Origin of the sequence: Allobosea sp., from assembly GCF_036675845.1 — a bacterium.
Lineage (GTDB): Bacteria > Pseudomonadota > Alphaproteobacteria > Rhizobiales > Beijerinckiaceae > Allobosea.
Window position 1 is genome coordinate 82,390 of the sequence record NZ_JAKFED010000146.1, and the last position, 12,578, is coordinate 94,967.

Genomic DNA, 12,578 nt, shown 5'->3' on the forward strand with positions numbered 1-12,578 from the left:
GATTGTCGCGCTTTTGTGGCGCGGCCGGCGGCGGCGTCAGCCGACCCTGGTCTTCAGGCGCAGGAAGCGCATCGTCCGGTCGGCCGTCGCGGCGTCGAGCCTGGCATAGTCGCGCAGATCGTCCTCGATCGCCTGCGCCGCGAAATAGAGCCGCCTTCCGCGCAGGCTGAGCACCGCCCGGAAGGTCTCCTTGTCGAGCTCGAGCGCCCGGGCAAGTACCGCGATGCCGCTGACCTCGCGCTGGAGCAGGACCCGCAGCGCCTGCTCGTTGCTGATCTCGGCGGCCGCGGCGATCACCTGGGCGAGGTGGAAGGCCCGGTCCTCGTCGGCCAGCATCGTCACCACTTCGGCGAGCGTGCGCACCTGGGCGCGCAGGTCGGAAAGCAGCAGCTTGACCTCGAGCCGCTGCTGCCGCGCCTGCTTGGCCAGGCTGGCATCGTCCTTGGCGCGCTCGCCCTGATCGGCGATCTGCTCGACGATGCGCAGCACCCGCTGGGCGCGCTGTGGCGAGAGGTCGCCCCGGCGCGCCAGCGCCTCGCCGACGACGGCGTCGTCGCCGCCGCGCTGCAGCAGCCGGTCGAAGCCGGTATCGGAGAACTGCGCGCCCTCATTGCCGCTGACGGTGCGCAGCACGGCGCTGTCGCCGCGCTCGACCAGGATGTCGGTGACGCTCTCGGACAGGCGGGCGCGCTCGGCGATCGCGGAAAGATGCGCCTGGGTCTGGCTGACGGCGATGGCGGCGAGATCGGTGTCGGTCAGCACCGGCGAGAGCTTCAGGACGAGCTTGGCGACTTCGGAATCGGTGTCGCTGGCGAGCGTGACCGCGACCTCGCGGGGCAGGCTCGGCGTCGCCGCGACATTGTCGGCATAGTGCTTGCGGTCCTCGCCGCCGAGATGCGGCAGGGTGTGCAGCGCGATCTCGCCGTAATGCGATTTGGAGGTGTCGCTCGGTTCGCCGTCGAGCAGGAACAGGTCGGTCACGGCATTGAGAAGCTGGCGCCGCGATTCCGAAGACATGTCCGCCGGCATGCGGGAGAGCGACTGCAACATGGGTGGTTCCCGCAGGATTCAGGCCGGAGAGCCGGGTCGGTAGCCGGCATCCTGTCACACGCCGTTTGATTTAGTCTTAAGGCGACAGCAGAAAATCCGATGTGTCGCCAGTCCAGGCTGCGCTGTTGCGGGGGCGGTCGCCAGGGCGATCGAACCGGGAAGGGCACCCCCGGGGGCGAGCGGAACTTCCGGCGCCCCGCGACGTTTGCTGATCGCCTGCCGCGTTGCCGCGACGGATTTCGCGGCGACGGATTTCACGGCCTGATCGGGACGTTTCGTGACGAGATTGCAGCAAGACGACGAATTTTCCTTTCGAGAAGAAGAGCGGCTCTTCCCCTCAGGCGGCGCCCCCTCACGGCGCTCGGTCCTGGCTGGCCTGGTCGCGGCGACGGCCCTTGCCGGCCCTCGGCAAGCCGAGGCTGCACCCGCGCCGGCCCCGAAGGCTCCGCCGGCGAAAGCCCCGCCGAACGGCGCCAATCAGGGCAATTTTGGCTATGAGGATGTGGTCGGCCAGGCGCGCCAGCTGGCCGAGCGTCCCTTCGACGCGAGCGTGCCTGCTGTTCCCGAGGCGCTGAAGGCGCTGACCTATGACACCTATCGCGAGATCCGGTTCCGCCGCGAAAAGGCCTTCTGGCAGGATGGCGGCTCGGATTTCCGCCTGCATCTGTTCCATCTCGGCTTCCTGCACGACCGGCCGGTGCAGATCCATGTGGTGACGGATGGCAACGCGATCCCGATTCCCTTCACCATGGCGCTGTTCGAGTATGGCAAGGCGCCGGTTCCGCAGACGCTTCCGGTTTCGCTCGGCTTTGCCGGCTTCGCGGTCACGACCACGCTGAACGATCTCAAGCGCCAGGACGAGCTGATCTCCTTTCTCGGCGCCAGCTATTTCCGCTTCCTCGGGCGCGGCCATCGCTATGGACTGTCGGCGCGGGCGCTCGCGCTCGATGTCGGTGGCGAGGCGGATGAGGAATTCCCGTTCTTCCGCTCGCTCTGGCTCGAGCGTCCGAAGCCGGAAAGTCTCGATCTCGTCGTCTATGGGCTGGTCGATTCGCCCTCGGTCAGCGGCGCGTTCCGCTTCGTCGTGACCCCCGGCCAGCAGACCAGCGTCGCCGTCACCGCGACCATCATGCCGCGCAAGCCGATCGCGCGGATCGGCATCGCGCCGCTGACCTCGATGTTCCTCGCCGGGGAAGGGGATCTCCGGCCGCGCACCGATTTCCGCCCGGAGATCCATGATTCCGACGGGCTGATGCTGCAGACCGGCGCCGGAGAATGGATCTGGCGCCCGATCCGCAATCCCAAGGCGCTCACCATCTCGTCCTTCCACGATCGCAACCCGCGCGGCTTCGGCCTGATCCAGCGCGATCGCGAATTCGGCCATTACCAGGACCTGGAGGCCCATTACCACGCCCGGCCGGGCTATTGGGTCGAGCCGGTCGGCGAATGGGGCGAAGGCCACGTCGATCTCATCGAGATCCCGACCCAGGGCGAGGAGTTCGACAACGTCGTCTGCTGCTGGACTCCGAAGACGCCCCTCGAGCCGGGGCGTCCGACGCAGATCGCCTACCGGATCACCACCGTCTCGACGACCGAGACGCTGCATGCGCTCGGCCAGGTCCAGAGCAGCTTTGCCGGAGACGAGGTCGCCGACGGCGAGACCGGACGCGTGAAGCGGCGCTTCATCGTCGATTTCAACGCCGGCGATCTCGAATATCATCTCTCCGACCCCAAGCGCGTTTCGGTCGCCGCTTCGGTATCGGCCGGCTCGGTCGCCGGCACGATCGTCGATGCCAATGTCGCCGCGAAGGGCTTCCGCGCCATCGTCGACGTCGCGCTGCAGCCCGGCGAAAGCACCGATCTGCGGATCTTCCTGCGCACCGCGAAGCGCACGCTGACGGAAACCTGGACGACTTCCTGGGCTGCGCCTGCGCCCGCCGCGCCGCCCCCGGCCGCCGGAGCGACGCCTGCCGCGCCGCGCAGCGACTAAGGCCCGGGCCGGGCCGCTGCCAGCAGGCAGCACCCGAGAGCGCGCCTCACGGTACCGTAAGGAACACCGGCGGCCCGCCGAGCGGAACGCCCCACTCAACCTCCCGCCGCGAACGGCGGGAGGGCTTGCCGTCAGGCCGGCAGGCAGGCCGGGCCGAGCGGCTCGAAGCTCTTATAGGTCAGGATGAATTCCTGGTGGCCGAGCTCCTCCGACTTGGTGCGCGCGCCCTGGGCCAGAGAGACGACGAGGTCGCGGATCTCGGTGCCGACCTCGTCGAGGCCGGCCTTGCCCTCGAGAATCCGGCCGGCATCGACGTCCATGTCGTCGCTCATCCGGCGGTAGGTTTCCGGATTGGCGCAGATCTTCACCACCGGCGAGATCGCCGAGCCGACGACCGAGCCGCGCCCGGTGACGAACAACACGCAATGCGCGCCGCAGGCGATCAGCTCGGCGATCTCGGCATTGTCGTTGATGTTGGGGAAGCCGAAGCGGACCTCGCCGTCCGGCACCACGTCGAGCAGATAGAGCCCGCCCTTCGGCGGCACGTCGCCGGGCTTGATCAGGCCGGAGATCGGTGATGCGCCCGACTTGGCATAGGCGCCCATCGACTTCTCCTCGATGGTCGAGAGCCCGCCCTCGGCATTGCCGGCGGCGAAGGAGCCGTAGCCCAGCGTCGCGTAGTAGCGCGCCGCCTTGGCGACCGATTTCTCCAGCTCCGCCCCGAGTTCGGGCGTGATCGCGCGTGCCGCCATGATGTGCTCGCAGCCGATCAGCTCGCCGGTCTCCTCGAAGATGCAAGATGCGCCCTCGGCGATGAGCTGGTCGAAGGCGCGCCCGGCCGCCGGATTGCCGGTGATGCCGGAGGTGCCGTCCGAGCCGCCGCAGACCGTGCCGATCACCAGCTCGCTCACCGCCATGGCAACGGTTTCCGCCTCGTCGAGCGCGGCACGCTGTTCCTCGACCCAGGCGCGGCCTTCCTTGATCGAGGCGCGGGTGCCGCCGGTGCCCTGGATGACGATGGTCTTCACCGGCCGGCCGGTCGCGCGCACGACCCGCTCCAGCGCGTATTTGTTGAAGCTCTCGCAGCCGAGCGAGACCAGCAGCACCGCCCCGACATTGGGATGGGTGCAGAGCTGCTCCATCATCCGCTCGGCGTAAGGGTTCGGATAGCAGCCCGGGAAGCCGATGGCGTGGACTTCGTTCTCGCGCCAGGGCAGCGCGATCTCGCGGGCGACATGGTGGGCGCACTCGACGAGATAGGCGACGGCGACGACATTGCGGATGCCCTTGCGGCCGTCGCTGCGCAGATAGCCCCTGAGCTCAGTCATTGGGTTGCTCCCGCCTTGCGCTCGTCCTCGAGATGGTAGGTCGGCGTGTAGTCGCTCTTCATGTTCTGGACATGGACGTGCTGGCCGGCGGCGATGGCGATGGTCGCGACGCCGATCGGCGCGCCGTATTTCAGGATCTTTTCGCCGGGCGCGATCGCCCGGCGGGCAACCTTGTGCGCCAGCGGCACGTCGCGGTCGAGGATCGCCGCGCCCGAACCCGTCTCGACCGCCTCGCCGGCCGGCAGGCGGGTGCGCGCGACGAAGACGTTGTCCCGGGGGTCGAGCAGGATCAGGCGCGGGTCATGGGACATCAGAACTTGCCGAACTGCAGATAGGCCTGCTGCGGGTCGGTTCCGGCGAGAATCGCGGTGCGGACCTTGTTCTCCGCCGAGATCGCGGTCTCGGCCTTGGTCACCACTTCCTCGATGATCTCGGCGGGGATGCGCACCACGCCGTCGCGGTCACCGAGGATGTAGTCGCCCGGCCGAATCCAGACATCGCCGATCTTGATCGGCTCGTCGACCGCCTTGGGCAGCCAGAAGCCGACGATGTCGCGCGGCGTATAGGCCTTGAAGAAGGCCTGGAAGCCCATCTCGATCATGAATTCGGTGTCGCGCGAGAGCCCGTCGATGACGCAGCCGCGCACGCCCTTGTTCTTCAGCGTCTCGGCCGAGAGCTCGCCCATCAGCGCGCATTCTTCGGTATTGGGCTGGCTGACCCAGACATAGCCGGGCTTGGCGCGCGAGAGCAGACCGGTCCAGGCGAGCAGCGTCTCATGCGCGTCGAACTCTCCGGTCTTGCCCTCGATCGTGAAGGCCGGGCCGGCGAGCTTGGTGCCGGGCAGGAGCGGACGCAGCTCCGGGGGCAGGGTGAAATCCTTGAGCCCCATTTCCCGCAGCACGTCATGGATGATGCCGGTGTAGCAGCGCTCGAGGCGCTCGGTCAGCTGGTCGGCCATGTTTCCTCCGTGGTGGCCGCCAGGGAGAGCGGCGGCCTTCCCAGCCACCTTGGCCCGCGGCTCCTGCTCTCGACAAGTGCCAGTTCTGCAGGCCAGCCGTGCATATGAAACGATTTAGATTGCGATTTTCGTCATGCTCGGGCTTGGCCCGAGCATCTCAGCCCGGATGAGGCTCAATCGGCGCCTTCTCGTCCGGAGATTCTCGGGTCTGCGCTTCGCTCCGCCCGAGAATGACGTGCGGAGCGTCAGTCGACGCGCTCCCAGCCCTGCGGCATCAGCCGCTCCTGCGGCAGGAAGCGGGCCTTGTAGGCCATCTTCGGCGAGCCATCGACCCAGTAGCCGAGATAGACGTAAGGCAGGCCGAGCTTGCGGGCGCGCTCGACATGGTCGAGCACCATGTAGGTGCCGAGCGAACGTATTTCGAGCGCCGGATCATAGACCGAATAGACCATGGAGAGCCCGTCGCTCAGCCGGTCGGTCAGCGCCAGCGCGTAGAGATCGCCCTGGCCGCGCCCGGTGAAGCCGCTGTCGGGCCCGCGCCGGCGGTATTCGACCAGGCTGGTCTCGACATGGGTGTCCTCGATCATCATGGCGAAGTCGAGCGCCGACATCGTCGCCATGCCGCCCTCGGGATGGCGCTCGTCGAGATAGGCGCGGAACAGCGAATAATGCTCGGAGCGCGGCTGCGGCGGCAGCGCCTCGCCGATCAGGTCGCAGTTGCGCGACATCACCTTGCGGAGGCTGCGCGAGGGCCGGAAATCGTCGACGACGATCCGCACCGAGATGCAGGCCCGGCAGGTTTCGCAGGCCGGGCGGTAGGCGATGCTCTGCGAGCGCCGGAATCCGCCCTGCGAGAGCACGTCGTTGAGGTCACGCGCCCGCCCGCCGACAAGGTGGGTGAACACCTTGCGTTCCTCGCGACCCGGCAGATAGGGGCAGGGCGTTGGCGAGGTCAGATAGAATTGCGGAGCATCCCGCAGGGGCCGCGTCACGTTCGAAGGGCTCCGTCAATCGCTCGCGGCGAGTGTAGCAGCCGCCGCGGCGGCAACAAGCTCCGGCTGGCTCAGGCGCGCACCACCACGAGCCCGGTCAGCAGATCATGGCCGAGCCGCCGGTCCTCGCGCACGATGCCGCAGAGAATGTCGAGGAACCAGAGGCCGACGGTGCCGGCCGCGACATAGAAGAACAGCGCATGCACGGCTGCGGCCAGCGCCTCCGGCCGGCCGCCCGAGGCGGTCTCGACCCGCAGGCCCGCCATGCGCATGCCGAGCGTCGCCTGCTTGCGCCCGCCGATCGTCAGCGCCGCATAGCCCAGCGCGACCGCGATCGTTGCCCCGCCCATCAGCAGCCAGGTCAGGCCGAAGGTGACGATGCCGAGGATGCCGAGCAGGACGAGAACGATCCAGGTCAGGAAGAACAGCACGACGACGTCGCCGATCCAGGCGAAGAGCCGCGAGCCGAGCACGCCGCGCGTGTCCTGCAGCCTGCGCTCCTCCGGCATCGGGGCCGCCGGCTGGCGATAGGAGGAGGGCTGGCTCATGGTGCGGTCGACCTTCGGGTTCGTGCGGACAGAATGCTCGGGCGAAATGGCGCCCGCATCGATAATGTTTGATCAGCCGCCCGGTTCCGCAAGTCCTCTCGGGTAGATGCGGCGCGGCGCGAAGCCCTCCTTGTGCAAGGCCTGCTCGATCGCCGCAGTGTGGTGCTCGTCGCGGGTCTCGACGGTGACGTCGAGCGTCACGCCCTTGGCCGGCACGTCGAGGAAGAGCCGGCCATGGCTGACCTCGAGGATGTTGGCGCCGAGCGCGCCGAGCAGGCTCGCGACCTTGCCGAGCAGGCCCGGCCGGTCGCTCGCGGTCAGGCGGAAGGCGGCGATGCGCTGCTCGCGCTCGAGCTCGCGCACCATGATCGCCGCGAGCAGGCGCGTGTCGATATTGCCGCCGCAGAGCACCAGCCCGACCTTGCGACCGCGATAGCGCTCCGGATCTTTCAGCATCGCCGCGAGCCCGGCCGCGCCGGCGCCTTCGGCCAGCGTATGCTGCAGGCAGGCATAGGCGTTGACGGCGCGCTCGATCAGGTCCTCGCCGACCAGGACGATGTCGGAGACCAGTTCCCTGATGATCGGCAGGGTCTGCACGCCGACAGTCTTGACGGCGATGCCCTCGGCCAGCGTCGCGCCGCCGATCGGCATCTGCGCGCCATGCAGGGCATTGTGGAAGGACGGATAGAGCGCCGCCTCGATGCCGATCAGCTCGATGCCGGGCTTCAACGCCTTGGCGGCTATGGCGTTGCCGGCCATCAGCCCGCCGCCGCCGATCGGGATCAGCAGCATGTCGAGATCGGGCGCCTCGCGCAGCATCTCGAGCGCGACCGTGCCCTGGCCGGCCATCACCGCGGCGTCGTCATAGGGGTGGACGAAGACGAACCCCTTCTCCTGCGCCAGGCTGCGCGCCTGCTGGGCCGCCTCGAAGAGCGTCTCGCCGAACAGCACGACCTCGGCGCCATGGGCGCGGGTGTTCTCGACCTTCACCAGCGGCGTCGGCTCCGGCATCACGATCGTCGCCGGAATGCCGAAGCGCCGGGCGTGGTAGGCGACGGCCTGGGCATGGTTGCCGGCCGACATCGCGATCACGCCGCGGCGCTTCTCGTCGTCGGAGAGGCTGAGCAGCTTGTTGACCGCGCCGCGCTCCTTGAACGAAGCCGTCGCCTGCATGTTCTCGTGCTTGACCAGAATCTCGGCGCCGGTGAGCGCGGAGAGGCGGGGCGCCGGCATCAGCGGCGTCTTCAGCACATGCCCCTCGATCGTGCGGGCGGCCGCCTCGATATCGGCGAAGCTGATAGCGAATTCGGTCTCTGCCAAGATATCCCCCGGAACGCCTTCAGACCTGGCGCGGCGACAGCGCGCCGTCGCCGAAGAAACCGCCGGGGCGCAGGATCAGCGTCACGGCGAGCAAGGTATAGACGGCGATGTCGCGCTGTTCGAGCGGCATGGAGGTTGACCAGAGCATTTCGAAGGTGGCGATGGCGAGCCCGCCGAGGCAGGCGCCCGGCACCGAGCCGATGCCGCCGAGCACCGCCGCGACCAGCGCCTTCAGGCCGATCGTGAACCCGCCGGCGAAGCCCATGCCGCCATAGATCACGGTGACGATCACGCCGGCCGCGCCGCAGGCGGCGCAGGCGATGATCAGGGCCCGATCATGCACGGCGCGGGCGTCGACCCCGAACAGGGCGGCGGTGCCGGCATCGTCCGCCACCGCCCGCCAGGCCCGGCCATAGGCCGAGCGGCGCAGATAGAGGATGAGCCCCAGCGCCGCAGCGAGCCCGCCTGCCGTCATGGCAAGCGCGACCGGCGTGGTGGTGACGGTGAAGCTCTCGGCCCGCGCCAGCGGCAGCGGCTCATTGAAGACCGGCGGCAGCCAGCGCAGTTCGACGCCCTGGGCGAGGCGCAGATATTCGGAGAGCGCGATGGCGAGGCCGATCGTCGCGATCAGCACCTGCTGGCCATTGGCCTTGTCGAGATGGCGCAGCACGAAACGGCCCATGGCGAAGCCGTGCAGGGCGCTGACCGCGATCGCGACCAGGAAGGCGACGGCGAGGCCGGAAACCGGCGTCGAGAGCGCAAGCGAGAAGGTGAGCGCGACGCCGACGACGGCCGCGGCCGCTCCCAGCGCCGAGAATTCGCCGAAGGTCAGGATGATGCGCCCGTTCAGCCCGTAAATCAGGGCATAGGCGCTGGCGAGCAGCGCGTAGATCGCGGCCGAGGGCAGGGCGGCGAGGCCCTGCTGCAGCAGATAGGCCGCGCCGGGCGTCAGTAGCGGCAGATGCGCCACCGAGGCCGCGCCAGGGTCGACCGGTGGCTCCGGCTTGTATTCGAGATAGAAGCGCCTGAGCAGCAGGAAGCTCGCTTCGGTCATCGGCTGCCCGTCCGAAGCGAGGCCGGCGAGCGCTCCGCGCTGCAGCGTCGTGCCCGCGCCGGCGAAGATGCAGTCGACGGTGCGGCGGCGCGGCTGCGCGTCCGGCCGCTCGACCCGGTAGACGATGCGCAGGATGCCGGGGCGCGGCCCCTGGCCGCTGCCCTCGATCACGATCGTGCTGCCCTCCGGGTTCAGCGCCGGGATAGCCAGCCGGCAGGCGCGGCGCTGGTCGGTGTCGAAGCGCTGCCCGCAGGAGGCGAGGGCGAGGCAGAGCAGAATCGACGTGAGCAGGGCGCGCATTGAAGCTGACGCTAGCGCGCTTCACGGCGGCGCGGAACATACCTCATGCAGAGCGTCATGCTCGGGCTCGACCCGAGCACCTCTTTCAGGAGATTCCCGGGTCTGCGCTGCGCTCCGCCCGAGAATGACGGCAGCTTTCAGCGCGCGGCCTTCAGCATCTTCGCGACGCGCGGGGCGAAATAGGTCAGCACCCCGTCAGCCCCGGCGCGCTTGAAGGCGAGCAGGCTCTCCAGCATGGCCTTGTCGCCGTCGAGCCAGCCATTATTGGCCGCCGCCATGATCATCGCGTACTCGCCCGAGACCTGGTAGGCGAAGGTCGGCACCGCAAAGGTGTCCTTCACCCTTGCGACGATGTCGAGATAGGGCAGGCCGGGCTTGATCATCACCATGTCGGCGCCCTCCTCGAGATCGAGCGCCACCTCGGCGATCGCCTCGTCGGAATTGGCCGGGTCCATCTGATAGGTGCGCTTGTCGCCGATCAGCGTGGCGTTGGTGCCGATCGCGTCGCGGAACGGGCCGTAATAGGCCGAGGCGTATTTGGCCGCATAGGCCATGATCTGCACGTCCTCGAAGCCGGCGCCGTCGAGCCCGGCGCGGATCGAAGCGACGCGCCCGTCCATCATGTCGGAGGGGGCGATGACGTCGGCGCCGGCCTCGGCCAGAGCGAGGGCCTGCTGCGTCAGGATCGCGACGCTGGCGTCGTTGAGCACCTTCTCGCCATCCATGACGCCGTCATGGCCGTGCGAGGTGTAGGGGTCGAGCGCGGCGTCGCAGATGATGCCGATCTCGGGCACCGCCGCCTTGATCGCCCGCACCGCCCGGCACATCAGGTTGCGGCTGTTCAGCGCCTCCGAGCCGGTCGGGTCGCGCAGTTCGCGCTCGACGAAGGGGAAGGGGGCGATCGCGGGGATGCCGAGCGCCGCCGCTTCCGCCGCCTGGCGCACCGCCTCGTCGATGTTGAGCCGGTCGACGCCCGGCATCCAGGCGACGGGTGAGCGCGCCTCGCGCGAATCGATCAGGAAGATCGGCCAGATCAGGTCGTCGGTGGTCAAAAGGTTCTCGCGCACCAGGCGGCGCGACCACTCGGCCTTGCGGTTGCGGCGCATGCGGCGGGTGAGGCCGAGCGAGGTCGCGGTGGTGGCCTCGGCCAGCCTTGCCTGCGGGGCGGGGAAGGGCCGCACAACCCGAGATGCCATGAACGCCTCCAACCTGCCGGGTGGCAGTCTCGCGCTGCTTTAGCACATCGGAACCGTTCCAAAACAGGTGCCGGCGTCGCATGCCGGCTCCGCCCTGGCCGGGGAGGCGGCTCGCGTTGACAAGCCCGGCCCCGCCTTCCAGAACCGCAGGCCCATCAGGATGACGGCCGGACATGACGCAGGACCAAGAGATCATCTGCGAGACCCGCGGCGCGGCGGGCTGCGTCAGGCTCAACCGGCCGAAGGCGCTGAACGCGCTCAGCCACGGCATGGTGCGCGAGCTGGCGCGCGCGCTCGACGCCTGGGAGCGCGACCCGGCCGTGACCCGAATCGTGCTGACGGCGGCCGGCGAGAAGGCCTTCTGCGCCGGCGGCGACATCCGCGCCTTGCATGATCTCGGCAAGGCTGGGCGCCAGGACGAGATGCTCGCCTTCTGGCGCGAGGAATACATCCTCAACGCCCGCATCCAGGCATACCCGAAGCCCTATGTCGCGCTGATCGACGGCATCGTCATGGGCGGCGGCGTCGGCATCTCGCTGCATGGCCGCTATCGCGTCGCCGGCGAGCGCTACCTCTTCGCCATGCCGGAAGTCGGCATCGGCTTCTTCCCCGATGTCGGGGCGACCTATGCGCTGCCGCGCCTGCCGGATGCCGCCGGCGTCTACCTCGCCTTGACCGGGGCGCGCGTAGGCCAGGCCGACGCGCTGGCGCTCGGCCTCGCCAGCCATGCCGTCGCTTCCGCCCGCATGGCCGAGCTTGCCGAGGCGCTGACCGGCAATGAGCCGGTCGACGCGACCCTTGCCGCCTTCGCCCAGCCGCCCGGCCCCTGCAGGCTCGCGGCCGACCGCCAGGCCATCGCCGCGGCCTTCGGCGCGCCGACGCTTGCCGGCATCCTGTCGCAGCTCGAGGCCGGCGCCGCCGCCGGCGAGGCCTTCGCCACGAAGGCGTTGGCCACGCTCCGGGCGAAATCACCGACCAGCGTCGCCATCGCCTTCGAGCAGATGGCCCGCGGGGCGCGGCTCGATTTCGCCGAAGCGATGGCCCTGGAGTTCCGCATCGTCTCGCGCGTCGCCCATGGCCATGATTTCTACGAGGGCGTGCGCGCCGTGGTGATCGACAAGGACCAGGCGCCGATCTGGCAGCCGGCGAGCATCGAGGCGCTCGATCCGGCGGCGATCGAAGCCCATTTCGCCCCGCTGGGGGCGACCGAACTCAGATTGGGCCGCTAGCATGGCGCTGACGCGCGAGAGCGAGGCCCTGCGCAGCCAGCCCGGCGGCGCGCCCGGCGAGGGCAAACGCAGCCGTCTCCGCTGGCGGACGATGCTGGTCTGGCTGCTGCGCCTGCTCTCCGTGGCCTGGATCGCCAAGGGCTTGCTGCAATGGGCCGTCATCCTCGGCCTGGGGCCTGATACCGGGCCGCTCTTCGAGACGCGTCCGCTGACCTTCCAGGCGATCACCGTCTATTTCGCGGTGTTCGATCTCGTCGCCGGGGTCGGCCTCTGGCTGACCTCGACCTGGGGCGGCGTGCTCTGGCTGCTGGCGGCGATGAGCCATTTGCTGCTCGGCTTCTTCTTCCCGCGCTGGCTGCCGCTGTCGCCGGTCCTGATCGGCAGCTATGTCATGCTGATGATGGCCTATTTCGTCGCGACCTGGGCGGCCGAGAACCAGGAATCCTGAGGCCCTCTCGGCCGCTCGAATGTGGCGGGCCAAGGTAAGAAACGCTTTAGCTTAAGGGATTTGCGGTTCATTTCGCATTCACCCAAATGGGTAAATCTCCGATTCATCCTGATATTTAAACTCGTTTTCATCCGCCCTCCCTATGGTATCTCTCAGAAGCGGACC

Annotated in this window: 12 protein-coding genes; 3 read left to right on the forward strand and 9 right to left on the reverse strand. The window is 68.8% G+C overall.

From position 1 onward, the window contains the following. Nucleotides 1–36: 36 nt before the first annotated feature. Nucleotides 37–1,050, reverse strand: coding sequence for a DUF2336 domain-containing protein (locus tag V6M56_RS15985; RefSeq protein WP_332685138.1), 1,014 nt, complete (start codon nt 1,048–1,050; stop codon nt 37–39). A gap of 286 nt (nt 1,051–1,336) precedes the next feature. Here V6M56_RS15985 and V6M56_RS15990 point away from each other — a divergent pair, with 286 nt between their 5' ends. Then, entirely contained in the window at nt 1,337–3,040 is a 1,704-nt protein-coding gene (locus V6M56_RS15990) for an OpgD/OpgG family glucan biosynthesis protein (protein WP_332685196.1), read from the forward strand. Between the two features lie 131 nt (nt 3,041–3,171). On the opposite strand, the gene V6M56_RS15995 is transcribed toward V6M56_RS15990, so the two are convergent. From V6M56_RS15995 to hemB, 8 genes are all read right to left on the reverse strand, one after another. Continuing rightward, entirely contained in the window at nt 3,172–4,368 is a 1,197-nt protein-coding gene (locus tag V6M56_RS15995; protein ID WP_332685139.1) for a UxaA family hydrolase, read from the reverse strand. After that, entirely contained in the window at nt 4,365–4,679 is a 315-nt protein-coding gene (locus tag V6M56_RS16000) for a UxaA family hydrolase (protein ID WP_332685140.1), read from the reverse strand. The genes V6M56_RS15995 and V6M56_RS16000 overlap by 4 nt, the downstream gene beginning before the upstream one ends. After that, nucleotides 4,679–5,326 carry an RraA family protein gene (locus V6M56_RS16005; protein ID WP_332685141.1) on the reverse strand — a complete coding sequence of 216 codons (648 nt, stop codon included), beginning with the start codon at nt 5,324–5,326 and terminating at the stop codon, nt 4,679–4,681. Before V6M56_RS16005 ends, V6M56_RS16000 begins: the two co-directional genes overlap by 1 nt. A 245-nt stretch (nt 5,327–5,571) precedes the next feature. Next, nucleotides 5,572–6,318 carry an arginyltransferase gene (locus tag V6M56_RS16010; protein ID WP_332685142.1) on the reverse strand — a complete coding sequence of 249 codons (747 nt, stop codon included), beginning with the start codon at nt 6,316–6,318 and terminating at the stop codon, nt 5,572–5,574. A 71-nt stretch (nt 6,319–6,389) separates the two neighbouring features. Continuing rightward, nucleotides 6,390–6,866 (reverse strand): RDD family protein, encoded by a 477-nt coding sequence (locus V6M56_RS16015; protein WP_332685143.1) that lies wholly within the window; start codon nt 6,864–6,866, stop codon nt 6,390–6,392. Nucleotides 6,867–6,938: 72 nt separating this feature from the next. Further along, complete coding sequence (locus V6M56_RS16020) at nt 6,939–8,186, reverse strand: threonine ammonia-lyase (RefSeq protein ID WP_332685144.1); 1,248 nt, start codon at nt 8,184–8,186, stop codon at nt 6,939–6,941. A gap of 19 nt (nt 8,187–8,205) precedes the next feature. Further along, complete coding sequence (locus V6M56_RS16025) at nt 8,206–9,540, reverse strand: branched-chain amino acid ABC transporter permease (RefSeq protein ID WP_332685145.1); 1,335 nt, start codon at nt 9,538–9,540, stop codon at nt 8,206–8,208. Between the two features lie 137 nt (nt 9,541–9,677). Beyond that, a complete protein-coding gene (gene hemB, locus V6M56_RS16030) occupies nt 9,678–10,736 on the reverse strand; it encodes a porphobilinogen synthase (protein WP_332685146.1) in 1,059 nt (352 codons plus the stop codon). 173 nt (nt 10,737–10,909) lie between these two features. Here hemB and V6M56_RS16035 point away from each other — a divergent pair, with 173 nt between their 5' ends. Together V6M56_RS16035 and V6M56_RS16040 are read left to right on the forward strand one after the other, a co-directional pair. Beyond that, on the forward strand, nt 10,910–11,965 hold the full coding sequence (locus V6M56_RS16035) for an enoyl-CoA hydratase/isomerase family protein (protein ID WP_332685147.1): 1,056 nt from the start codon (nt 10,910–10,912) through the stop codon (nt 11,963–11,965). A gap of 1 nt (nt 11,966) precedes the next feature. Further along, nucleotides 11,967–12,413 carry a DUF6163 family protein gene (locus tag V6M56_RS16040; protein WP_332685148.1) on the forward strand — a complete coding sequence of 149 codons (447 nt, stop codon included), beginning with the start codon at nt 11,967–11,969 and terminating at the stop codon, nt 12,411–12,413. Nucleotides 12,414–12,578: the final 165 nt, after the last annotated feature.